Origin of the sequence: Pseudomonas sp. NFACC24-1, assembly GCF_900115235.1 — a bacterium.
In the GTDB taxonomy this organism is placed as follows: Bacteria; Pseudomonadota; Gammaproteobacteria; order Pseudomonadales; family Pseudomonadaceae; genus Aquipseudomonas; species Aquipseudomonas fluorescens_AA.
In genome coordinates, this window is the sequence record NZ_FOVS01000023.1 from 12,574 (window position 1) to 33,302 (window position 20,729).

Annotated in this window: 20 protein-coding genes; 14 read left to right on the forward strand and 6 right to left on the reverse strand. The window is 61.2% G+C overall.

The features are described 5' to 3' along the window. Nucleotides 1-56 precede the first annotated feature (56 nt). Both BM317_RS20250 and BM317_RS20255 read right to left on the reverse strand, forming a co-directional pair. Nucleotides 57-1,910 carry an Lnb N-terminal periplasmic domain-containing protein gene (locus BM317_RS20250; protein ID WP_092475937.1) on the reverse strand — a complete coding sequence of 618 codons (1,854 nt, stop codon included), beginning with the start codon at nucleotides 1,908-1,910 and terminating at the stop codon, nucleotides 57-59. A gap of 90 nt (nucleotides 1,911-2,000) precedes the next feature. After that, nucleotides 2,001-2,489: a DUF3015 domain-containing protein gene (locus tag BM317_RS20255; protein ID WP_057451579.1), complete on the reverse strand. Its 489-nt coding sequence runs from the start codon at nucleotides 2,487-2,489 to the stop codon at nucleotides 2,001-2,003. Nucleotides 2,490-2,761: 272 nt separating this feature from the next. Between BM317_RS20255 and BM317_RS20260 the strand changes: the two genes are divergently transcribed. The 4 genes from BM317_RS20260 to BM317_RS20275 all read left to right on the forward strand — a co-directional run bounded on the left by BM317_RS20260 (nucleotide 2,762) and on the right by BM317_RS20275 (nucleotide 7,311). Further along, nucleotides 2,762-5,200: a Lon protease family protein gene (locus BM317_RS20260; RefSeq protein ID WP_060740549.1), complete on the forward strand. Its 2,439-nt coding sequence runs from the start codon at nucleotides 2,762-2,764 to the stop codon at nucleotides 5,198-5,200. A 327-nt stretch (nucleotides 5,201-5,527) separates the two neighbouring features. Then, nucleotides 5,528-5,869: a PA4575 family protein gene (locus BM317_RS20265; protein ID WP_013694243.1), complete on the forward strand. Its 342-nt coding sequence runs from the start codon at nucleotides 5,528-5,530 to the stop codon at nucleotides 5,867-5,869. 132 nt (nucleotides 5,870-6,001) lie between these two features. Next, the gene (locus tag BM317_RS20270; RefSeq protein WP_025215565.1) at nucleotides 6,002-6,490 is read left to right on the forward strand and encodes a TIGR00645 family protein; all 489 of its coding nucleotides are present in this window, start codon (nucleotides 6,002-6,004) and stop codon (nucleotides 6,488-6,490) included. Nucleotides 6,491-6,693: 203 nt separating this feature from the next. Continuing rightward, nucleotides 6,694-7,311, forward strand: coding sequence for a BamJ family beta-barrel-assembly machinery protein (locus tag BM317_RS20275; protein ID WP_003205746.1), 618 nt, complete (start codon nucleotides 6,694-6,696; stop codon nucleotides 7,309-7,311). Between the two features lie 132 nt (nucleotides 7,312-7,443). Here BM317_RS20275 and BM317_RS20280 read toward each other — a convergent pair whose 3' ends face one another. From BM317_RS20280 to BM317_RS20290, 3 genes are all read right to left on the reverse strand, one after another. After that, a complete protein-coding gene (locus BM317_RS20280; protein ID WP_003205743.1) occupies nucleotides 7,444-7,701 on the reverse strand; it encodes a PA4570 family protein in 258 nt (85 codons plus the stop codon). 205 nt (nucleotides 7,702-7,906) lie between these two features. Continuing rightward, nucleotides 7,907-8,248: a zinc ribbon domain-containing protein YjdM gene (locus BM317_RS20285; protein WP_018601013.1), complete on the reverse strand. Its 342-nt coding sequence runs from the start codon at nucleotides 8,246-8,248 to the stop codon at nucleotides 7,907-7,909. Between the two features lie 242 nt (nucleotides 8,249-8,490). Beyond that, complete coding sequence (locus tag BM317_RS20290) at nucleotides 8,491-9,459, reverse strand: polyprenyl synthetase family protein (RefSeq protein ID WP_092172475.1); 969 nt, start codon at nucleotides 9,457-9,459, stop codon at nucleotides 8,491-8,493. A 239-nt stretch (nucleotides 9,460-9,698) separates the two neighbouring features. Here BM317_RS20290 and rplU point away from each other — a divergent pair, with 239 nt between their 5' ends. The 5 genes from rplU to BM317_RS20315 all read left to right on the forward strand — a co-directional run bounded on the left by rplU (nucleotide 9,699) and on the right by BM317_RS20315 (nucleotide 13,595). Beyond that, entirely contained in the window at nucleotides 9,699-10,013 is a 315-nt protein-coding gene (rplU, locus tag BM317_RS20295; protein ID WP_003176051.1) for a 50S ribosomal protein L21, read from the forward strand. Nucleotides 10,014-10,048: 35 nt separating this feature from the next. Further along, nucleotides 10,049-10,306, forward strand: coding sequence for a 50S ribosomal protein L27 (rpmA, locus tag BM317_RS20300; RefSeq protein ID WP_003205738.1), 258 nt, complete (start codon nucleotides 10,049-10,051; stop codon nucleotides 10,304-10,306). 190 nt (nucleotides 10,307-10,496) lie between these two features. Further along, nucleotides 10,497-11,720, forward strand: a complete 1,224-nt coding sequence (gene cgtA, locus BM317_RS20305; protein ID WP_060740551.1) for an Obg family GTPase CgtA — start codon at nucleotides 10,497-10,499, stop codon at nucleotides 11,718-11,720. A gap of 282 nt (nucleotides 11,721-12,002) precedes the next feature. Further along, nucleotides 12,003-13,121, forward strand: a complete 1,119-nt coding sequence (proB, locus tag BM317_RS20310; RefSeq protein ID WP_072411890.1) for a glutamate 5-kinase — start codon at nucleotides 12,003-12,005, stop codon at nucleotides 13,119-13,121. A gap of 9 nt (nucleotides 13,122-13,130) precedes the next feature. Beyond that, nucleotides 13,131-13,595, forward strand: a complete 465-nt coding sequence (locus BM317_RS20315) for a CreA family protein (RefSeq protein WP_092172472.1) — start codon at nucleotides 13,131-13,133, stop codon at nucleotides 13,593-13,595. Between the two features lie 112 nt (nucleotides 13,596-13,707). Here the strand turns inward: BM317_RS20315 and rpsT are convergent, their stop codons facing one another. After that, the gene (rpsT, locus tag BM317_RS20320) at nucleotides 13,708-13,986 is read right to left on the reverse strand and encodes a 30S ribosomal protein S20 (RefSeq protein WP_003185593.1); all 279 of its coding nucleotides are present in this window, start codon (nucleotides 13,984-13,986) and stop codon (nucleotides 13,708-13,710) included. A gap of 254 nt (nucleotides 13,987-14,240) precedes the next feature. On the opposite strand from rpsT, the gene murJ reads away from it, so the two are divergent. The 5 genes from murJ (at nucleotide 14,241) to fkpB (ending at nucleotide 20,639) form a co-directional block, all read left to right on the forward strand. After that, nucleotides 14,241-15,779, forward strand: coding sequence for a murein biosynthesis integral membrane protein MurJ (gene murJ, locus BM317_RS20325; protein WP_092172469.1), 1,539 nt, complete (start codon nucleotides 14,241-14,243; stop codon nucleotides 15,777-15,779). A gap of 129 nt (nucleotides 15,780-15,908) precedes the next feature. Next, nucleotides 15,909-16,847: a bifunctional riboflavin kinase/FAD synthetase gene (ribF, locus tag BM317_RS20330; protein ID WP_053125376.1), complete on the forward strand. Its 939-nt coding sequence runs from the start codon at nucleotides 15,909-15,911 to the stop codon at nucleotides 16,845-16,847. A 13-nt stretch (nucleotides 16,848-16,860) separates the two neighbouring features. After that, nucleotides 16,861-19,692 carry an isoleucine--tRNA ligase gene (ileS, locus tag BM317_RS20335; protein WP_092172463.1) on the forward strand — a complete coding sequence of 944 codons (2,832 nt, stop codon included), beginning with the start codon at nucleotides 16,861-16,863 and terminating at the stop codon, nucleotides 19,690-19,692. After that, nucleotides 19,685-20,209, forward strand: coding sequence for a signal peptidase II (lspA, locus tag BM317_RS20340; protein ID WP_092475940.1), 525 nt, complete (start codon nucleotides 19,685-19,687; stop codon nucleotides 20,207-20,209). The genes ileS and lspA overlap by 8 nt, the downstream gene beginning before the upstream one ends. Then, nucleotides 20,202-20,639: an FKBP-type peptidyl-prolyl cis-trans isomerase gene (gene fkpB / locus BM317_RS20345; RefSeq protein WP_072411902.1), complete on the forward strand. Its 438-nt coding sequence runs from the start codon at nucleotides 20,202-20,204 to the stop codon at nucleotides 20,637-20,639. The genes lspA and fkpB overlap by 8 nt, the downstream gene beginning before the upstream one ends. Nucleotides 20,640-20,729 lie beyond the last annotated feature (90 nt).

The window sequence follows — 20,729 nt, forward strand, 5'->3', positions numbered from 1 at the left end:
TGTGAAAGCCCTGTGATTAATCCGTTTGTCTCTGTGCGCGCGCAGAGCGGTCCCGGTCAATAGTGATACCACTTCACCTCGAGCATCACCTCGTTCTCCGGAGAAGCCAGGTGGCTGAACTCCCGCTGGGCACTCAAGCGCAGGCCGAGGTTGCGGGACAATTCCCATTGCTGGTTGAGGCTCAGGCTACGACGCACTTCGCCGTTGACGAAATAATCGCCCTTGGCTTCCAGGCTCAAGTTGCCCAGCGGGTTTTTCCACAGCACGCCGCTGTTGAAACCGGCGGCCGGGGCGATGAACTGGGCGAAATCGTTGTTGTGCTCGACCCGCACCGTGCCCAAGGCAAAGCCCAACACATCTTCGACTAGCGCCCAAGTGCCACCGGCACCGCCGTTGACGTGGCTGACCAAGGTTTCATCGTCGTGTTTGCCCGGCACCCGCTCCAGGCCGCCGGTAACCTGCCAGGACAGCGGTTGCAGTAGCTCGTTGCGTGGGGTCAGGGAGCGAATGGTCGCCAGATCCAGTTGCTGCACCTGCCAGTCATTGCCTTCGTACTGGCGCAGTTTCAATTGCAGGATTTCGATCTGTGCCCCCAGGGGGAAACTTTCGGCGTTGTCGTTGAGGTCGTGATAGGCCATGCGCAAGCCGTACTCGCCGAACGCCCGGTCGCCCCGCGTGCCGAGGCCGGCCTGCCAGGTGCGGGACTCATGGCCATCCTCGGGCAGGCCCGGTTGCGGGATGTCGAGTTCCGGTGCGGGGTTCTGGTTGATCGCCCGCAACAGCTCGAAGCTGCGCTGGGCCCGTTGCGGATCGCGTTCCTGGCCGTTGGCGCGATAGCGTTCCAGGCGATACGCCGCGTCGATGATCAGCGCCTGGCGTTCGCGGGGCAGCGCCTTGAATGCCGGTGTTTGCAGTTGCTGCTGATCGGCGCTGACGTTCAGTACCCATTGTTGTTCGTCATCGCTGAGCGGTTCGGCGCGGCTGAGCAGTTCCCGTTCCCGGGACGGCCGATACTGGATGCTTTCCACCAGGCCGGCTTCTTTCACCGCCTTGACGGTGTCGGTGGGAATCGCCGTCAGCGGGAATTGTTCGGTCAGGCGCAGGCTGGGGCGGGCCACTTGGAGCAATTCGAGCAGGCGATAGGAGCAGTTTTCGTCGAAGAAGAAATAGTCGAACTGGATCTGCTTGAGCTCCCACACATGCTCGACCATGCGCGCGGTTTCCGCCTGGCTCAGGTTGAGGCGGTATTCCCACAGGTCGCGGTTCTCCAGGCTACGGTATTCGGAGAGTTTTTCCTGGTACGGCACCAGGGCGAACAGGCCGGGATAGCCCCCCATCAGGCCCTTCCAGGCATAGAGGATGCTGTTGTCCGAGCCTTCGATGTAGGCGCCGAAGTTGATCGCGTAGCTCAGCAGGGCGGTCTTGTCGCTTTGCACATCGGCCTGGTCGATGCGCAGCAGGGTGTGGCCGAACATCGAGGACGGGCTGTTGAGGTACGCGGCGGGGAAAATCATCACCGCACTGTGGGGCGACACGTCCTTGAACCACTGGGTGAAATCGCTGCAGTTCACCGCCGGCAGGTCAGTCAGGTTGAGCTGCGCCTTCAGCCAGCGGGTGCGCGCCGGGTATACGCACTGGGCATGTTGCTGGCCGGCGCTGGCCGGGCCATACAAGGCTTGCAGCGTGGCGGTCAGTTCACGGTCAGGGTGTTCATTGCCATCGGGGGCGAGGAAGAATTTTTTGTCGCTGATATAGCTGCGCCAGCCACCCAGCTTGGCGGTTTCGTAATGGCCCAGGGAAATCCAGAAGCGATCATTGGCCAGTTGCTGCAAACGTTGAGGGTCGACATGGGGCGCGGCGGACAGCGGGGCGCACACACAGAGCGCCAGCCAGGCAAGGCGTTTGAGCATAGTCGGCTACTTGGAAAGTCGGAAAAAATAAAGACCGAAGGGGCCCCAAAAAGAAAACCCGCTCCCCGAGAGGAGCGAGTGGTGTCCAGCTTAAGCTTGAGTGGCGTACTTGGCCAGGCGAGGGTCGCTTTTCAGTACGGCCAGGGTGTTGGTATGCACGTCTTCTGCGGTCACGTCAGCCTTGCTGAAGATCTGCTGGAAGTGCTCGTGGGTAACGGCGGAGAAGTGTGCGCGATCTTCCGGCGCTACGCCCAGTACCACGGCATAGGTGGTCAGCGCTTCGCCCTGACCCTTGGCCATGTCTTCGGACAGCTCGTTCATCATGCCATTCATGGCCAGCCAGGACTTGCCACCGTAGGTCAGTGCCGCGTTGGTCGAGCAGCCGTTGGTGCCGGAGGTCATGCCGAAGGTGGCGTTACCGGAAGTGCCGTTGGTGGTGGATGCCAGGAAGTGTGCCGGAGTGCCACGCTGACCTTCGAACAGCATGTTGCCCCAGCCGCAATCCGGGCCGCCCGGCGCCTGAGCCATGGCGTTGAGGGATACAGCGGTGAAGAGAGTACCGAGAAGAATCCGTTTCATAGCTATGTTCTCTTTATGTGCATACCAATGGACAGGGTCTGGCCCCTACAGCTGCCAGTGGGCCGGTTATGTTCCAGCCGCGCACTTTGGAGTTTAGGCACGATCCCAGGGTTCCGTGACATTTTGCAAAAACATTACGGGGATCGCTTGTTTACGGGGCTGCGCCCGGGGTTTTTCCATTGACTATGCTTTGGCCTGAGGCGCTCCTTGCCAGTCAGGTGCAGGCAGCGCCAGAATGCCGCTATCTGCCCCGCCTGATGTAAGGAAGCCCGATGCCTGATCCTGTTGCTGCCAGCTTGCGTCTAGCGCCCGAAGCGCTGACCCGTCCGTTTTCCGCTGAACAGTTCAGCTTCTCTACCACCAATGATCTGGAGCCCTTCCGCGGTGTGCTCGGCCAGGAACGTGCGGTCGAAGCCTTGCAGTTCGGCGTGGCCATGCCGCGCCCCGGTTACAACGTATTTGTCATGGGCGAGCCCGGCACCGGCCGGTTTTCCTTCGTCAAACGCTACCTCAAGGCCGAAGGCAAGCGCCTGCAGACCCCGGCGGACTGGGTCTACGTCAACAATTTCGATGAGCCCCGCGAGCCCCGTGCCCTGGAGCTGCCGTCCGGCACGGCCGGTGCGTTCATCGGTGACATCAACGGCCTGATCGACAACCTGCTGGCGACCTTCCCGGCGGTGTTCGAGCACCCGTCCTACCAGCAGAAGAAAAGTGCCATCGATCGCGCCTTCAACCAGCGCTACGACCGGGCCCTGGATGTGATCGAGCGCCTGGCACTGGAGAAGGATGTCGCGCTGTACCGTGACAGCAGCAACATCGCCTTCACGCCGATGAGCGAAGGCAAGGCCCTGGACGAGGCGGAATTCGCCCAGTTGCCGGAAGCCGAGCGTGAGCGTTTCCACGAGGACATCTCCGGCCTGGAAGAGCGCTTGAACGAAGAACTCGCCAGCCTGCCGCAATGGAAGCGCGAGTCCAGCAACCAGTTGCGCCAGCTCAACGAAGAAACCATCACCCTGGCCCTGCAACCCTTGCTGGCGCCGCTGTCGGAAAAGTACGCGGAGAACGCCGCGGTCTGTGGCTACCTGCAAGCCATGCAGGTCTATCTGCTCAAGACTGTGGTCGAGCAACTGGTGGACGACAGCAAGACCGACGCCATCGCCCGCAAGCTGCTGGAAGAGCAGTACGCGCCAAGCCTGGTGGTCGGGCATCCGTCCAGCGGTGGCGCGCCGGTGGTGTTCGAGCCGCACCCGACCTACGACAACCTGTTCGGCCGGATTGAGTACAGCACCGACCAGGGCGCGCTCTACACCACGTACCGACAGCTACGTCCGGGTGCCTTGCACCGGGCCAATGGCGGTTTCCTGATCCTTGAAGCGGAAAAAATGCTTGGCGAGCCGTTCGTATGGGATGCGCTCAAGCGCGCCCTGCAATCGCGCAAGCTGAAGATGGAGTCGCCCCTGGGTGAGCTGGGACGGCTGGCCACGGTGACCCTGACGCCGCAACACATCCCGTTGCAGGTCAAGGTCGTGATCATCGGCGCCCGTCAGCTCTATTACGCCTTGCAGGACCTGGATCCGGACTTCCAGGAAATGTTTCGCGTGCTGGTGGATTTCGACGAAGACATCCCGATGGGCGACGAGAGCCTGGAGCAGTTCGCCCAGTTGCTCAAGACCCGCACTTCGGAAGAAGGCATGGCCCCGCTGACCGCCGATGCGGTGGCGCGCCTGGCGACCTACAGCGCCCGGCTGGCCGAACACCAGGGACGCTTGTCGGCGCGTATCGGCGACTTGTTCCAACTGGTCAGCGAGGCGGACTTCATCCGCCAGCTGGCCGGTGACGAGATGACCGATGCCGGCCATATCGAACGTGCCCTCAAGGCCAAGGCCACCCGCACCGGACGCGTCTCGGCGCGGATCCTCGACGACATGCTGGCGGGGATCATCCTGATCGACACCGCAGGTGCGGCCGTTGGCAAATGCAACGGCCTGACGGTGCTGGAGGTCGGCGATTCGGCGTTTGGCGTGCCGGCGCGAATTTCCGCCACGGTGTACCCGGGCGGCAGCGGCATCGTCGACATCGAGCGGGAGGTCAACCTTGGCCAACCGATCCACTCCAAAGGCGTGATGATCCTCACCGGTTACCTGGGCAGCCGTTATGCCCAGGAATTCCCGCTGGCGATCTCGGCCAGCATCGCCCTGGAGCAATCCTACGGCTATGTGGACGGCGACAGTGCGTCCCTGGGGGAAGCGTGTACGCTGATCTCGGCCTTGTCGAAGACGCCGCTGAAGCAATGCTTCGCCATCACCGGCTCGATCAACCAGTTCGGTGAAGTGCAGGCGGTGGGTGGAGTCAACGAGAAGATCGAAGGCTTCTTCCGCCTCTGCGAAGCCCGGGGGTTGACCGGTGAGCAGGGGGCGATCATTCCCCAGGCCAACGTCGCGACACTGATGCTCGATGAGAAAGTGCTGGCCGCCGTGCGCGCCGGGCAGTTCCATGTCTATGCGGTGCGTCAGGCCGACGAAGCCCTGAGCCTGCTGGTGGGCGAGCCTGCCGGTGAGCCGGATGAAAACGGCGAGTTCCCGGAGGGCAGCGTCAACGCCCGGGTGGTGGAGCGGCTGCGGGTGATCGCGGAAATGATCAGCGAAGACGACATCAAGGAAGCGGAAAAGGAACTGGCGCAGCAGGCCTTGGCGGAGGCCAAGCCGGCTTGATGTTCTCCTGACCGCCGCAAGCCTCCGGTGGAAGTTCCTTGTGGGAGCGAGCTTGCTCGCGATAGCGGAGTTTCAGTTACTCATCAGTCGACTGTCACACTGCTATCGCGAGCAAGCTCGCTCCCACAATTTTTGGGGCTGTTTCAAAAAACGCCGCCACTTTGGCGTCAATATTCACACTATGACCGCTCGGCGTATTCTGGTCTTGAAAACCCGTGGGGCCGGAACTTTTCTTCTATCCTCAGCTCAAGGATAACGAGAGTCATCATTGGATCGAAACAGTCTCCCTCCCGAGACTGAATACCGGATCTACCGAGGGGCGCCGCCATGTCGCGCAACCTTTGCCTCACTCGTCAATGCCTGGGCCTTGTCACCCGTATCGAATGCGCCATCCGCCCCCTGGCGGGAGATACCGGTATGTGGACCTTGCTCTTCGCCGCCGGAATGGCTGGCGAACAACCCTCCGCCATCAAGGCGCAGGGGCCATTTCCCGGCCCGACTGCCGCCGAATCCATACTCGATACCATTGTGCAGAGCCTGACCTTGCACGGTTATGAGCTGGCCGACGACCCGCAGATCTGGTCCTTGCACATGCAGGCCCAACTGCGTGAAATCAATGGAGGCCGTTGTCGCAATGTCGGCGGCTTCGAGTTTCGTCCGCTGCATTGAAGGCCATCGCCGCACGGGCACTCGCAGAAAAATTTTGACACAAGAGCTGGGGCCAGGGATGGCCCCGGCATTTGTGGGGCAGGTCGTGGCTGATATACTCGCCGCGATTTTTCAGCCCAGGTGTGAGACTCAATGGAACGCTTTATCGAAAATGCAATGTACGCCTCCCGCTGGCTGCTGGCGCCGATCTATTTCGGGCTGTCCCTGGGCTTGCTGGCCTTGGCGCTGAAATTCTTCCAGGAAGTGTTTCACGTCATCCCCAATGTGTTCGCCATGGCCGAGTCCGAGCTGATCCTGGTGCTGCTGTCGCTGATCGACATGGCGCTGGTGGGCGGCCTGCTGGTGATGGTGATGATTTCCGGCTACGAAAACTTCGTTTCGCAACTGGACATCGACTCCGACAAGGAAAAGCTCAACTGGCTGGGCACCATGGACTCTTCATCGCTGAAGATGAAAGTCGCCGCCTCGATCGTGGCCATTTCCTCCATCCACCTGCTGCGCATTTTCATGGACGCCAAGAACGTCGATCCCGAGCACCTGATGTGGTACGTGATCATCCACATGACCTTCGTGGTCTCGGCCTTTGCCATGGGCTACCTGGACAAACTGACCAAGCACTGAGGCCCGTTCATCGCGCTGGCGCAACGCCCGCCTGGCGAACTGCAGGCGGGCGTTGTCGTTTCTGGCGGGTTGCTTTGACGTGGGGGCTCGTCACCCGCCGTGGCATCTGTGCTAGTCTGCTCGCCCTTTTGGTTCCGGGCGCTCCGGGAGGCGCTGTGTCACGCACGGCCACTCTCGAGCCGTCCGCACAGCGGAGCAGCATCATGTCCGAAGTTAACCTGTCCACCGACGAAACCCGCGTCAGCTACGGCATTGGCCGTCAGTTGGGCGACCAACTGCGCGACAACCCGCCACCGGGTGTCAGCCTGGACGCGATCCTGGCCGGCCTGACCGACGCGTTCGCCGGCAAGCCAAGCCGCGTGGGCCAGGACGAGATGTCCGCCAGCTTCAAGGTCATTCGTGAAATCATGCAAGCCGAAGCAGCCGCCAAGGCTGAAGCCGCTGCGGGTGAAGGCCGTGCGTTCCTGGCGGAAAACGCCAAGCGTGAAGGCATCACCACCCTGGCTTCCGGCCTGCAGTTCGAAGTGCTGACCCAGGGTGAAGGCGCCAAGCCGACCCGTGAGGATCAGGTGCGTACCCACTATCACGGCACCCTGATCGACGGCACTGTGTTCGACAGCTCCTATGATCGTGGCCAGCCAGCCGAATTCCCGGTAGGCGGCGTGATCCCAGGCTGGACCGAAGCACTGCAACTGATGAATGCCGGCAGCAAATGGCGCCTGTACGTGCCGAGCGAACTGGCTTACGGCGCTCAAGGCGTTGGCAGCATTCCACCGCACAGCGTGCTGGTGTTCGACGTCGAGTTGCTGGACGTACTGTAAGACCCTGCCTGGTTTAATGCCGGGCAAATATGTGGGAGCGGGCTTGCTCGCGAATGCGGACTGTCAGTCGACATTATCGTGAACTGGCCCACCGCTTTCGCGAGCAAGCCCGCTCCCACATGACCTCTGCGTTCATCCGTGAAACCTGCCGCTGAAATCCCCCGTAGGGCGCAACGCCCGGGCATAGCAGAACAGGAACAGATTGCGCACCAGCTCCTTGAGCACCAGCGGCTCACTGGAATTGAGGCTGTTGAGGTCCAGGTCTCCTTGGTCCTGCAGCTCGTTCAAGGCTTCTTCTTCAAGCACCGCACAGACTTCCCCGGTTTCCCGATGCAGGATCCTGAGGTAGGGATGTGGGCGGTCCAGCCAGGCATCGATCAAATACGTCATGGTTCTCATCTCCTTGATGGGTTCGATGAGAATAATTCTTATTCGCTAAATAGCAAGTCTCTATTGGCGTTGCGATTGTTTTTCTGACGATGGGTTGTGCTAGCTCAAGGCGGCTGGCACCTGGCTAGAGCCCGAGAAAGGGGGGGAAGCGGGGGAGGGTGAAGCTCCATCCCACACGCTGGGCATGGGATGGAATACAGCCGAATCAGACTTTTCTGACGAACTCGGATTTGAGTTTCATCGGGCCGATGCCGTCGATCTTGCAATCGATATCGTGGTCGCCATCGCACAGGCGGATGTTCTTGACCTTGGTGCCGACCTTGACCACCAGCGAGGTGCCCTTGACCTTGAGGTCCTTGATCACGGTGATGGTGTCGCCGTCCTGCAAGACATTGCCGACCGAATCTTTCTTCACGGTGTCATCGGGCGCCGCTTCAGCTTCGCCGCTGGCGGACCATTCGTGGGCACACTCCGGGCAGACCAGCTGGGTGCCGTCTTCGTAGGTGTATTCGGAATTGCATTTCGGGCAGGGAGGCAACGTGCTCACTAAGGTTCCTTGGGTATCAGGAGGGCAAAAGGGCGCACATTATATAGGGTTTTGTTGTGAGGAGGGTGATGATGCTGCGTTCGGAGATCTGTGGCGAGGGGATTTATCCCCGCTGGGCTGCGTAGCAGCCCCAAGAGCAGCGCTCAACCCAATCTACCTGGAACACCGGGAATGGCTTTTAGGGCTGCTACGCAGCCCAGCGGGGATAAATCCCCTCGCCACAAAAAAAGCCCCAGGGATGTTTAGTGGGTACGGGCGACCGCAAACTCGCTCAGTTCCACCAGGGCATCGCGGTATTCGCTGGGCGGCAGGGCGTCGAGGCATTTGATCGCGCGGGCGACGTAGTCCCGGGCCAGTTGCGCGGTGTATTCCAGCGAGCCGGAAGCTTCGACCGCGATACGGATGCTTTCCAGGTCTTCGATCCCGCCTTTCTGGATCGCCTGGCGTACCAGCGCCGCCTGCTCTGGCGTGCCTTCGCGCATGGTGTAGATCAGCGGCAGGGTCGGCTTGCCTTCGGCCAGGTCGTCACCGACGTTCTTGCCCAGGGTCTCGGCGTCGCCCTTGTAGTCGAGCAGGTCGTCCACCAACTGGAAGGCCACGCCCAGGTGGTCGCCGAACGTGCGCAGCGCTTCGCTCTGCTCGGCGCTGGCACCGGCCAGGGCAGCGGCGCTGTGGGTCGAGGCTTCGAAGAGCATCGCGGTCTTGCCGCGGATGACTTCCATGTAGGTCTCTTCCGTGGTGCTGGCATCGCGTACCTTGGACAACTGCAGCACTTCGCCTTCGGCGATGATGCGCGTGGCCTGGGACAGGATCTTCATCACCGGCATCGAGCCCAGCTCGACCATCATTTCGAACGAGCGCGAATACAGGAAGTCGCCCACCAGCACGCTCGGGGCATTGCCCCACATGGCGTTGGCGGTCGAACGGCCACGGCGCATGCCCGACATGTCGACCACGTCGTCGTGCAGCAGGGTCGCGGTGTGCAGGAATTCGATGGTAGCGGCCAGCAGGCGCATGTCGTCGCCTTCGCGACCCAGGGCCTTGCCGCACAGCAGCACCAATAAAGGACGCAGGCGTTTACCACCCGCCGAAGTGATGTAGTCGCCGATTTTCGATACCAGAGGCACGCGGGAAGTCAGCTGCTTCTTGATGATGCCGTCGACGGCGCTAAAATCGTCCGCCACCGCGCGGTAGAAAGCTTGGGGTTGCATCAGCGACAGGTGCTCCAGAAGGGTTGCGCGGCATGCTAGGACCCACGTCCGCAGGTGTCAAGGCGCGATAGACGGCTACTTGCAAGGCTCTCGCGGCTTGCGTACAATCGCGCACCCTGAACTTCCTGGGCAGCACCTGCCTTACGCAATTGCATCCGGGCCTTCCAGCCCATGCAGCCATGCCAGCCAATACCTCTTCTTATAAAGCGCTGGGTGAGCAGGATTATCGGAGAAATACCATGTCGTACGCAGTAATTGTTACTGGTGGCAAGCAATACAAGGTCGCCCCAGGTGAATACCTGAAGATCGAAAAACTGGAAATCGCTACCGGCGAATCCGTGACTTTTGATCGCGTTCTGTTGGTCGCCAATGGCGATGACGTGAATATCGGCGCTCCAGTCGTTGCTGGCGCTACCGTTGTGGCTGAAGTGATCTCCCAAGGTCGTCACGATAAAGTCCGCATCATCAAGTTCCGTCGTCGTAAGCACCACATGAAGCGCATGGGCCACCGCCAGTGGTACACCGAGATCAAAATCACCGGTATTCAGGCTTAATTTCAGCCTAATTCCTCACTAGGAGAATTGAACTCATGGCACACAAAAAAGCTGGTGGTAGTACCCGTAACGGTCGCGACTCAGAAGCCAAACGCCTTGGCGTGAAGATGTATGGCGGCCAGGCTATCAAAGCAGGCAACATCATCGTGCGTCAGCGCGGCACCCAATTCCACGCTGGCTACGGCGTGGGCATGGGTAAAGATCACACCCTCTTCGCTAAAGTCGAAGGCGTGATCAAGTTCGAAGTAAAAGGCGCCTTCGGTCGTCGTTACGTAAGCGTTATCGCAGCTTAATTGCGAGACCGCTGGAAAAGCCCTGTCTTGCGACGGGGCTTTTTCGTTTGTGGGGTGAGTCTCTTGCAAAACTGTTTGTATGGGCTGTCGGTGCTGCGGTTGGGGCGTGTCATCAGGTCGCTGCGCTCATTTTTGCAAGAGTCTTATGTCTTGTTTTTTTGGCTCGTCCGTATGGCGAGAGGCGTGTGTCATGAAGTTTGTTGATGAAGTATCGATTCGAGTGAAGGCCGGCGACGGCGGCAATGGTTGCATGAGTTTCCGTCGGGAAAAATTCATTGAAAACGGTGGCCCGAACGGCGGTGATGGGGGTGACGGCGGCTCGATCTACATGCTCGCCGACGAAAACCTCAACACCCTGGTGGACTACCGTTACACCCGGCACTTCGATGCCGAGCGTGGCTCCAACGGCGGCAGCACCGACTGCACCGGCAAGAAGGGCGAAGACCTGATCCTGCGCGTGCCAGTCGGCACCACGGTGATCGATTCGGCCACCCAGGAAGTGATCGGCGACCTGACCAAGGCCGGCCAGCGTCTGCTGGTCGCCCATGGCGGCTGGCACGGCCTGGGCAACACCCGTTTCAAGTCCAGCACCAACCGTGCGCCGCGCCAGACCACGCCAGGCAAGCCCGGCGAGCAGCGTGACCTGAAGCTGGAAATGAAAGTGTTGGCCGACGTGGGCCTGCTGGGCCTGCCGAACGCCGGTAAAAGTACCTTCATTCGCTCGGTATCGGCGGCCAAGCCGAAAGTGGCCGATTACCCGTTCACCACCCTGGTGCCGAACCTGGGCGTGGTCAGCGTCGACCGCTGGAAGAGTTTCGTGATCGCCGACATTCCGGGGTTGATCGAAGGGGCTTCCGAGGGCGCGGGTCTGGGGATTCGTTTCCTCAAGCACTTGTCCCGTACCCGCCTGTTGCTGCACCTCGTCGACATGGCGCCGCTGGATGAAACCGATGCCGCCGATGCTGCCGAAGTCATCGTCAACGAACTGACCAAGTTCAGCCCGGCCCTGGCCGAGCGTGATCGTTGGCTGGTGCTGAACAAGTGCGACCAGATCCTTGAAGAAGAGCATGAGGAGCGGGTCAAGGAAATCGTCGACCGCCTGGAGTGGGAAGGTCCGGTCTATGTGATCTCGGCCATCGCCAAAGAAGGCACCGAGCGCCTGTGCCACGACATCATGCGTTACCTGGAAGATCGCGCCGACCGCCTGGCCAACGATCCGGCCTACAAGGAAGAGCTGGCTGAGCTCGATCAGCGCATCGAAGACGAGGCCCGTGCCCAGTTGCAGGCGCTGGATGACCAGCGCGCCCTGCGCCGCAGTGGCGTCAAGTCGGTCCATGACATCGGTGACGACGATTGGGACGAAGAAGATGTGGATGACGAAGACGGTCCGGAAATCATCTACGTTCGCGACTGATCTTGTGCTGGCGTGAAGCCAGGACCTGTGGGAGCCCTGTGGGAGCGAGCTTGCTCGCGAAAGCGGTCTGTCAGTTGACATAGTCGTTAGCTGACACGCCGCTATCGCGAGCAAGCTCGCTCCCACAGGTTCAAGTGTTTCAGCGCAGTGTTATCATCGCCGGCAAGCCGGTTCCCAAGGCGCCGCTCATTCGAGCGGCGTTTTGGTATCTGTAAAACGCAAATACGAATAATCCCATGGGCGGCGCTGGGTCGCGCCGTTCGCTGGCAAAGGTTGAAGATGATGCGGAGCAAGGTGACGGGTGCGCGGCGCTGGGTCGTGAAGATCGGTAGCGCACTGCTGACGGCGGATGGCAAGGGGCTGGATCGCCAGGCAATGGCGGTGTGGGTCGAGCAGATGGTGGCCTTGCATGAGGCTGGCGTCGAGTTGGTATTGGTCTCTTCGGGGGCTGTGGCGGCCGGTATGAGCCGTTTGGGCTGGACGTCGCGACCCAGCGCGATGCATGAGCTGCAGGCCGCCGCCGCCATCGGCCAGATGGGCCTGGTGCAGGCTTGGGAGTCGAGCTTTGCCGAGCACGGTCGCCATACGGCGCAGATTCTGCTGACCCACGACGACCTGTCCGATCGCAAGCGCTACCTCAATGCCCGCAGTACCTTGCGTGCGCTGGTGGAGTTGAAGGTCATCCCGGTGATCAACGAGAACGACACGGTGGTCACTGATGAGATCCGTTTCGGCGATAACGACACCCTGGCTGCGCTGGTGGCGAACCTGGTGGAGGCGGATCTGTTGGTGATCCTCACGGATCGCGACGGCATGTTCGACGCCGATCCGCGCAATAACCCCGATGCCAAGCTGATCTACGAAGCCCGTGCCGACGACCCGGCGTTGGATGCGGTGGCGGGCGGCACGGGCGGTGCGCTGGGGCGCGGCGGCATGCAGACCAAGCTGCGTGCGGCGCGTCTGGCGGCGCGCTCCGGGGCTCACACTATCATTGTCGGCGGTCGGCTGGAGCGGGTGCTGGATCGTCTGAAGGCGGGCGAGCGCATCGGCACTTTGCTGTCCCCTGAGCGCGGCATGCTGGCGGCGCGCAAGCAATGGCTGGCCGGGCACCTGCAAACCCGTGGCACGTTGGTGCTGGATGCGGGGGCCGTGACGGCGTTGTCCCAGGGCAACAAAAGCCTGCTGCCGGTGGGTGTGAAACTGGTCCAGGGCAGTTTCCGTCGCGGCGAAATGGTGGTGTGCGTGGCGCCGGACGGTCGCGAGATCGCCCGTGGCCTGGCCAACTACAGCGCCCTGGAAGCGCAGAAAATCATCGGTCAATCGTCTGATGCGATTGTCGGTCTGTTGGGTTACATGGCGGAGCCTGAGCTGGTCCACCGTGACAACCTGATCCTCGTCTAAGGAAAAATCATGGGTTTGGCAAAAGGATTGATCGGCTTGCTGCTGGCAGTGCCGCTGTTGGCGTCGGCCGAGGAAATTGGCCAGGTGTCGACGGTGTTCAAGTTTGTCGGGCCGAATGACCGGATCGTGGTCGAGGCATTCGATGATCCCAAGGTGGAGGGTGTGACCTGTTACCTGTCGCGGGCCAAGACCGGCGGCGTGAAGGGTGGCCTGGGCCTTGCCGAGGATCGCGCCGAGGCGTCCATCGCCTGTCGCCAGGTGGGGCCCATCAACTTCAAGGGTGAGCTCAAGGATGGCGAGGAAGTGTTCAAGGAGCGTACTTCCCTGGTGTTCAAGACCATGCAAGTGGTGCGCTTTCTCGACAAGAAGCGCAATACGCTGGTGTACCTGGTCTACAGCGACCGCGTGATCGAGGGCAGCCCGCAGAATGCGGTGACGGCTATTCCGATCTTGCCGTGGGCTCGTACTCAATAATCAACACATAGCCCTGTGGGGGCGAGCAAGCTCGCTCCCACAATGTTCTGAATGAAGAATCCCGGGCAATAAAAAACCGACCCTGAGGTCGGTTTTTTAACGAGCGCGTCGCTTAGGCAGCAGCGGCAACGTTCAGGGCCTTTACGTGGCCATTCAGACGGCTCTTATGGCGAGCAGCCTTGTTCTTGTGGATGATGCCTTTATCGGCCATACGGTCGATAACTGGCACAGCCAGAACGTAAGCAGCTTGAGCTTTTTCAGCGTCTTTTGCGTCGATGGCCTTGACTACGTTCTTGATGTAGGTACGGACCATGGAACGCAGGCTGGCGTTGTGGCTGCGACGCTTCTCAGCCTGTTTTGCACGTTTTTTGGCGGAAGGTGTGTTGGCCACCGTCGAGCTCCTCGAAAGACTTTTTGGGAAATAGCAAACAAAATAGGCCGCGAATCATGCCGATGAGTTGAAGTCTTGTCAAGGGCGGGTGACGCGTTCCGCTGAATGGCAGGTGCTGCGCACCGAAGGATTTCTTTCCGGCGTGCGACCTGTAAACTCGCGGGCTTTGGCTCTGCACTGTTTAGCGGCGCGGAGTATCGCACAAGTGGGCGCGTTGTTCGCCTGCTGTTTATCGACAGGCAAAAACTCTTTTCATGAATCTGCTCAAATCGTTGGCCGCCGTCAGCTCTATCACGATGCTTTCCCGCATCCTGGGGTTCGTTCGCGATACGCTGATCGCACGGATATTCGGCGCCGGGATGGCGACGGACGCCTTCTTCATCGCCTTCAAGCTGCCCAACCTGTTGCGGCGGATCTTCGCCGAGGGAGCGTTCTCCCAGGCCTTCGTGCCGATCCTGGCGGAATATAAAAGCCAGAAAGGCGATGAGGCAACCCGCACATTCATTGCCTACGTCACCGGCCTGCTGACCTTGGTGCTGGCGCTGGTCACAGCCGCCGGCATGCTCGCCGCGCCCTGGGTGATCTGGGCCACGGCGCCGGGCTTCACCGACACCCCGGAAAAATTCCAGCTCACCACGGATCTGCTGCGGGTGACCTTTCCTTATATATTGCTGATTTCCCTGTCGTCCCTGGCCGGGGCGATCCTCAACACCTGGAACCGCTTTTCCGTGCCGGCCTTTGTGCCGACCTTGCTCAACGTCAGCATGATTGTCTTCGCCGTATTCCTGACACCGTACTTCGACCCGCCGGTGATGGCCCTGGGCTGGGCGGTGCTGGTGGGTGGCCTGGCGCAACTGCTCTATCAACTGCCGCACCTGAAAAAGATCGGCATGCTGGTGCTGCCGCGGCTGAACCTGCGCGACAGCGGCGTGTGGCGGGTGATGAAGCAGATGCTGCCGGCGATCCTCGGGGTGTCGGTGAGCCAGATTTCCCTGATCATCAACACCATCTTCGCCTCGTTCCTGGTGGCCGGCTCGGTGTCGTGGATGTACTACGCCGACCGCCTGATGGAGTTGCCGTCCGGCGTGCTGGGCGTGGCCCTGGGCACGATCCTGCTGCCCACCCTGGCCAAGACCTACGCCAGCCAGGACCGCCACGAATACTCGCGAATTCTCGATTGGGGCCTGCGCCTGTGCTTTGTGCTGGTGCTGCCGTGTTCCCTGGCGCTGGGGATCCTGGCCGAGCCGTTGACCGTCTCGTTGTTCCAGTACGGCCAGTTCAATGCGTTCGACGCCTTGATGACCCAGCGTGCGCTGATCGCTTACTCGGTGGGCTTGCTTGGGATCATCGTGATCAAGGTGCTGGCGCCAGGGTTCTACGCCCAGCAGAACATCCGCACACCGGTGAAAATCGCCATTTTCACCCTGGTGATGACCCAGTTGTTCAACCTGTTGCTGATCGGTCCGTTGGCTCATGCCGGCCTGGCCCTGGCGATCAGTGCCGGCGCTTGCCTCAACGCCGGGCTGCTGTTTTATCAACTGCGCAAGCAAAAGATGTATCAGCCACAGCCGGGCTGGGGCAAGTTCGGCCTCAAGCTGCTGGTGGCCGTGGCCGTGATGTCGGCGGTCCTGCTGGGGGCGATGCATTTCATGCCGGCCTGGGGCGAGGGGCAGATGCTCGCGCGTTTCCTGCGCCTGGGTGGGCTGGTGGTTGCCGGTGTGGTGGCGTATTTCGGCATGTTGCTGCTGATGGGGTTCCGTCTGCGCGACTTCAATCGCAAGGCCTTGGGCTAAGGGCGAGCCCTCGATAATGCCGGGCCGGGCAGTGGTTTTGTCGGTTCGATCACTTTGGCGTGCGGTGTTGCCTGTCGTCGGCCGCCGGGTGTGGTTATAATCGGCCACTTTATGAGCAAGAAGCGCGTTATGCAGCTGGTTCGAGGCCTCCACAACCTGCGCCCCCAGCATCGGGGCTGTGTCGCCACTATTGGCAACTTTGACGGTGTTCACCGTGGCCACCAGGCTATCCTGGCGCGACTGCGCGAGCGTGCGCTGGAGTTGGGCGTGCCCAGCTGCGTGGTGATTTTCGAGCCGCAGCCACGGGAGTTTTTCGCCCCGGACACCGCCCCGGCCCGTCTGGCCCGGTTGCGGGACAAACTGCAACTGCTGGCTGCCGAAGGTGTCGACCGGGTCCTGTGCCTGGCCTTCAACCAGCGCCTGAGCAAGCTCAGTGCCGCCGAATTCGTCGATACCATCCTGGTGGACGGTCTCGATGTGAAGCATCTGGAAGTCGGCGATGATTTCCGTTTCGGCTGTGATCGGTCCGGGGATTTCGATTACCTGCAACAGGCCGGTATCGCCCAGGGGTTCACCGTCGAGGCGGCGCAGACCGTCGAGATGGATGGCTTGCGCGTCAGCAGCACCCAGGTCCGCAATGCCCTGGCGGCTGCCGACTTCGAATTGGCCGAGCGCTTGCTCGGCCGGCCGTACCGGATTGCCGGGCGGATCCTGCACGGGCAGAAGTTGGCGCGCCAATTGGGCACGCCGACGGCCAACGTGCAACTCAAGCGACGTCGGGTGCCGCTGACCGGGGTGTTCCTGGTGAGTGTCGAGATCGACGGCAAGACCTGGCCCGGCGTCGCCAACATCGGCGTGCGCCCCACGGTCCAGGGCGATGGCAAGGCCCATCTTGAAGTACATGTTCTGGATTTTGCCGGCGATCTGTATGACCGGCGTTTGACGGTGGTTTTCCACCATAAGCTGCGTGAAGAGCAGCGTTTTGCCTCTCTGGAGGCGCTCAAGACGGCGATCCATGCAGATATCGCCGCCGCCCGTGCCCTTGTCGCAACCAGCGCCAATCGCTAATGAAGAGCCTTAAATGACCGACTATAAAGCCACGCTAAACCTTCCGGACACCGCCTTCCCAATGAAGGCCGGCCTGCCTCAGCGCGAACCACAGATTCTGCAGCGTTGGGACAGCATTGGCCTGTACGGAAAGTTGCGCGAAATTGGCAAGGATCGTCCGAAGTTCGTCCTGCACGACGGCCCTCCGTACGCCAACGGCACCATCCACATCGGTCACGCGCTGAACAAGATTCTCAAGGACATGATCATCCGCTCCAAGACCCTGTCGGGTTTTGATGCGCCGTATGTCCCGGGCTGGGACTGCCATGGCCTGCCGATCGAGCACAAGGTCGAAGTGACCCATGGCAAGAACCTGGGCGCGGACAAGACCCGCGAGCTGTGCCGTGCCTACGCCACCGAGCAGATCGAAGGGCAGAAGTCCGAATTCATTCGCCTCGGCGTGCTGGGCGACTTTGCCAACCCGTACAAGACCATGGACTTCAAGAACGAAGCCGGCGAAATCCGTGCCCTGGCGAAAATCGTCGAGGGTGGTTTCGTGTTCAAGGGCCTCAAGCCAGTGAACTGGTGCTTCGATTGCGGTTCGGCCCTGGCCGAGGCGGAAGTCGAGTACGAGAACAAGAAGTCCTCGACCATCGACGTCGCGTTCCCGATCGCCGATGAAGACAAGCTCGCCGCCGCGTTCGGCCTGGGCAAGCTGGCCAAGCCAGCGTCGATCGTGATCTGGACCACCACCCCGTGGACCATCCCGGCCAACCAGGCGCTGAACGTCCACCCGGAATTCACCTACGCCCTGGTCGACGTTGGCGACAAACTGCTGGTGCTGGCCGAAGAACTGGTCGAAGCCTGCCTGGCCCGCTACAACCTCGAAGGTTCGGTGGTTGCCACCGCCCCGGGTTCGGCGCTGGAACTGATCAATTTCCGTCATCCGTTCTATGACCGCCTGTCGCCGGTGTACCTGGCCGACTACGTGGAACTGGGCGCAGGCACTGGCGTGGTTCACTCCGCGCCGGCCTATGGCGTCGACGACTTCGTGACCTGCAAGAAGTACGGCATGGTCAACGACGACATCCTCAACCCGGTGCAGAGCAATGGCGTGTACGCGCCGTCGCTGGAGTTCTTTGGCGGCCAGTTCATCTGGAAAGCCAACCCGGTCATCGTCGACAAGCTGACCGAAGTCGGCGCGCTGCTGCACACCACCGTCATCGAACACAGCTACATGCACTGCTGGCGCCACAAGACCCCGCTGATCTACCGCGCCACCGCGCAGTGGTTCATCGGCATGGACAAGCAGCCCACCAGCGGCGACACCCTGCGCCAGCGTTCGCTCAAGGCCATCGAAGAGACCCGGTTCGTACCGGCCTGGGGCCAGGCGCGCCTGCACTCGATGATCGCCAATCGTCCGGACTGGTGCATCTCCCGCCAGCGCAACTGGGGTGTACCGATCCCGTTCTTCCTGAACAAGGAAAGCGGCGAGTTGCACCCGCGCACCGTCGAACTGATGGAAGTCGTGGCCAAGCGCGTCGAAGCCGAAGGCATCGAAGCCTGGTTCAAGCTCGATGCCGCTGAGCTGTTGGGCGACGAAGCACCGCTGTACGACAAGATCAGCGACACCCTGGACGTCTGGTTCGATTCCGGCACCACCCACTGGCACGTGCTGCGTGGTTCGCACCCAATGGGCCATGAGAGCGGCCCGCGCGCCGACCTGTACCTGGAAGGCTCCGACCAGCACCGTGGCTGGTTCCACTCGTCGTTGCTGACCGGTTGCGCCATCGACAACCACGCGCCGTACCGCGAGCTGCTGACCCACGGCTTCACCGTCGACGAGTCCGGCCGCAAGATGTCCAAGTCCCTGGGCAACGTGATCGCGCCGCAAAAGGTCAACGACACCCTGGGTGCCGACATCATGCGCCTGTGGGTGGCCTCCACCGACTATTCCGGCGAGATGGCCGTTTCCGAGCAGATCCTGCAGCGCAGTGCGGACGCCTACCGGCGGATCCGTAACACCGCGCGCTTCCTGCTCTCGAACCTGACCGGCTTCAACCCGGCCACCGACCTGCTGCCGGCCGAAGAAATGCTCGCGCTGGACCGTTGGGCCGTGGACCGTACCCTGTTGCTGCAACGCGAATTGCAGGAGCACTACGGCGAATACCGCTTCTGGAACGTCTACTCCAAGATCCACAATTTCTGCGTGCAGGAGCTCGGTGGTTTCTACCTCGACATCATCAAGGACCGCCAGTACACCACCGGCGCCAACAGCAAGGCGCGCCGTTCGTGCCAGACCGCGCTGTTCCACATCAGCGAGGCCTTGGTGCGCTGGATCGCGCCGATCCTGGCGTTCACCGCCGATGAGCTGTGGCAATACCTGCCGGGCGAGCGCAACGAGTCGGTGATGCTCAACACCTGGTACGAAGGCCTGACCGAACTGCCGCAAGGCTTCGAGCTGGACCGTGCGTACTGGGATCGGGTCATGGCGGTCAAGGCCGCGGTCAACAAGGAAATGGAGATCCAGCGGGCGGCCAAGGCCGTCGGCGGCAACCTGCAGGCCGAAGTCACCCTCTACGCCGAAGAGGCCCTGGGTGCCGACCTGGCCAAGTTGGGCAACGAGCTGCGCTTTGTGCTGATCACCTCCACCGCCAGTGTTGCACCTTTCGTGCAGGCCCCGGCCGATGCGGTAACCACTGAAGTCAGCGGCCTGAAGCTGAAGATCGTCAAGTCGAACCACACCAAGTGCGCCCGCTGCTGGCACTGCCGCGAAGACGTCGGCGTGAACCCGGAGCATCCGGAAATCTGTGGTCGTTGCGTCGACAACATCAGCGGTGCTGGCGAGGTTCGCCACTATGCCTAATGTGGCGCCTAAAGCAGCGGGCCGTTTCGGACGGCTGGGCTGGCTCTGGTTGAGCGTGCTGGTACTGGTCATCGACCAGGCCAGCAAGTTCTACTTTGAAAGCTCGTTGACCCTGTACCAGCAGATCGTGATCATCCCGGATTACTTCAGCTGGACCCTGGCCTACAACACCGGGGCGGCGTTCAGTTTCCTGGCCGACAGTTCCGGCTGGCAGCGCTGGCTGTTCGCCCTGATTGCCGTAGTGGTCAGTGCCGTGCTGGTGGTCTGGCTCAAGCGCCTGGGGCGCAATGAGACCTGGCTGGCTGTGGCACTGGCCTTGGTGCTGGGGGGGGCGCTGGGCAATCTCTATGACCGCATCGCCCTGGGCCACGTCATCGATTTCATTCTGGTGCATTGGCAGAACCGCTGGTATTTCCCGGCGTTCAACTTTGCCGACAGTGCCATCAGTGTGGGCGCCGTGATGCTCGCCCTGGACATGTTCAAGAGCAAGAAAACCGGAGAAGCCGTCCATGACTGAGCAGCGTATCGCTCAAAACACCGAAGTGAAGCTTCACTTCGCCCTGCACCTGGAAAACGGCGACACCGTCGACAGCACCTTCGACAAGGCCCCGGCGGTGTTCAAGGTCGGTGATGGCAACCTGCTGCCAGGCTTCGAAGCGGCGATCCTCGGTTTCAAGGCCGGCGACAAGCGCACCGTGGTCGTGCCACCGGAAAATGCCTTTGGTCAGCCCAACCCGCAAAACGTGCAGACCATGCCACGCTCCCAGTTCCAGGACATGGAGCTGTCCGAGGGCCTGCTGGTGATCTTCAACGACGCGGCCAATACCGAGCTGCCGGGTGTGGTGAAGGCGTTCGATGACGCCCAGGTGACCGTGGACTTCAATCATCCGCTGGCGGGCAAGACCTTGAACTTCGAAGTGGAAATCCTTGAGGTCAAGGCGTTGTAACTGAGTGAATGCGGTTTAGTGTGGGAGCGGGCTTGCTCGCGAAAGCGTCGGCACATCCAATATCTGTGCTGACTGACACTCCGCTTTCGC

What these genes read in the sequence shown, in the direction of transcription:
- BM317_RS20250 (WP_092475937.1), bottom strand. Translation starts at nt 1,910, where the DNA reads ATGCTCAAACGCCTTGCCTGGCTGGCGCTCTGTGTGTGCGCCCCGCTG.
- BM317_RS20255 (WP_057451579.1), bottom strand. Translation starts at nt 2,489, where the DNA reads ATGAAACGGATTCTTCTCGGTACTCTCTTCACCGCTGTATCCCTCAAC.
- BM317_RS20260 (WP_060740549.1), top strand. Translation starts at nt 2,762, where the DNA reads ATGCCTGATCCTGTTGCTGCCAGCTTGCGTCTAGCGCCCGAAGCGCTG.
- BM317_RS20265 (WP_013694243.1), top strand. Translation starts at nt 5,528, where the DNA reads ATGTCGCGCAACCTTTGCCTCACTCGTCAATGCCTGGGCCTTGTCACC.
- BM317_RS20270 (WP_025215565.1), top strand. Translation starts at nt 6,002, where the DNA reads ATGGAACGCTTTATCGAAAATGCAATGTACGCCTCCCGCTGGCTGCTG.
- BM317_RS20275 (WP_003205746.1), top strand. Translation starts at nt 6,694, where the DNA reads ATGTCCGAAGTTAACCTGTCCACCGACGAAACCCGCGTCAGCTACGGC.
- BM317_RS20280 (WP_003205743.1), bottom strand. Translation starts at nt 7,701, where the DNA reads ATGACGTATTTGATCGATGCCTGGCTGGACCGCCCACATCCCTACCTC.
- BM317_RS20290 (WP_092172475.1), bottom strand. Translation starts at nt 9,459, where the DNA reads ATGCAACCCCAAGCTTTCTACCGCGCGGTGGCGGACGATTTTAGCGCC.
- rplU (WP_003176051.1), top strand. Translation starts at nt 9,699, where the DNA reads ATGTCGTACGCAGTAATTGTTACTGGTGGCAAGCAATACAAGGTCGCC.
- rpmA (WP_003205738.1), top strand. Translation starts at nt 10,049, where the DNA reads ATGGCACACAAAAAAGCTGGTGGTAGTACCCGTAACGGTCGCGACTCA.
- cgtA (WP_060740551.1), top strand. Translation starts at nt 10,497, where the DNA reads ATGAAGTTTGTTGATGAAGTATCGATTCGAGTGAAGGCCGGCGACGGC.
- proB (WP_072411890.1), top strand. Translation starts at nt 12,003, where the DNA reads ATGCGGAGCAAGGTGACGGGTGCGCGGCGCTGGGTCGTGAAGATCGGT.
- BM317_RS20315 (WP_092172472.1), top strand. Translation starts at nt 13,131, where the DNA reads ATGGGTTTGGCAAAAGGATTGATCGGCTTGCTGCTGGCAGTGCCGCTG.
- murJ (WP_092172469.1), top strand. Translation starts at nt 14,241, where the DNA reads ATGAATCTGCTCAAATCGTTGGCCGCCGTCAGCTCTATCACGATGCTT.
- ribF (WP_053125376.1), top strand. Translation starts at nt 15,909, where the DNA reads ATGCAGCTGGTTCGAGGCCTCCACAACCTGCGCCCCCAGCATCGGGGC.
- ileS (WP_092172463.1), top strand. Translation starts at nt 16,861, where the DNA reads ATGACCGACTATAAAGCCACGCTAAACCTTCCGGACACCGCCTTCCCA.
- lspA (WP_092475940.1), top strand. Translation starts at nt 19,685, where the DNA reads ATGCCTAATGTGGCGCCTAAAGCAGCGGGCCGTTTCGGACGGCTGGGC.
- fkpB (WP_072411902.1), top strand. Translation starts at nt 20,202, where the DNA reads ATGACTGAGCAGCGTATCGCTCAAAACACCGAAGTGAAGCTTCACTTC.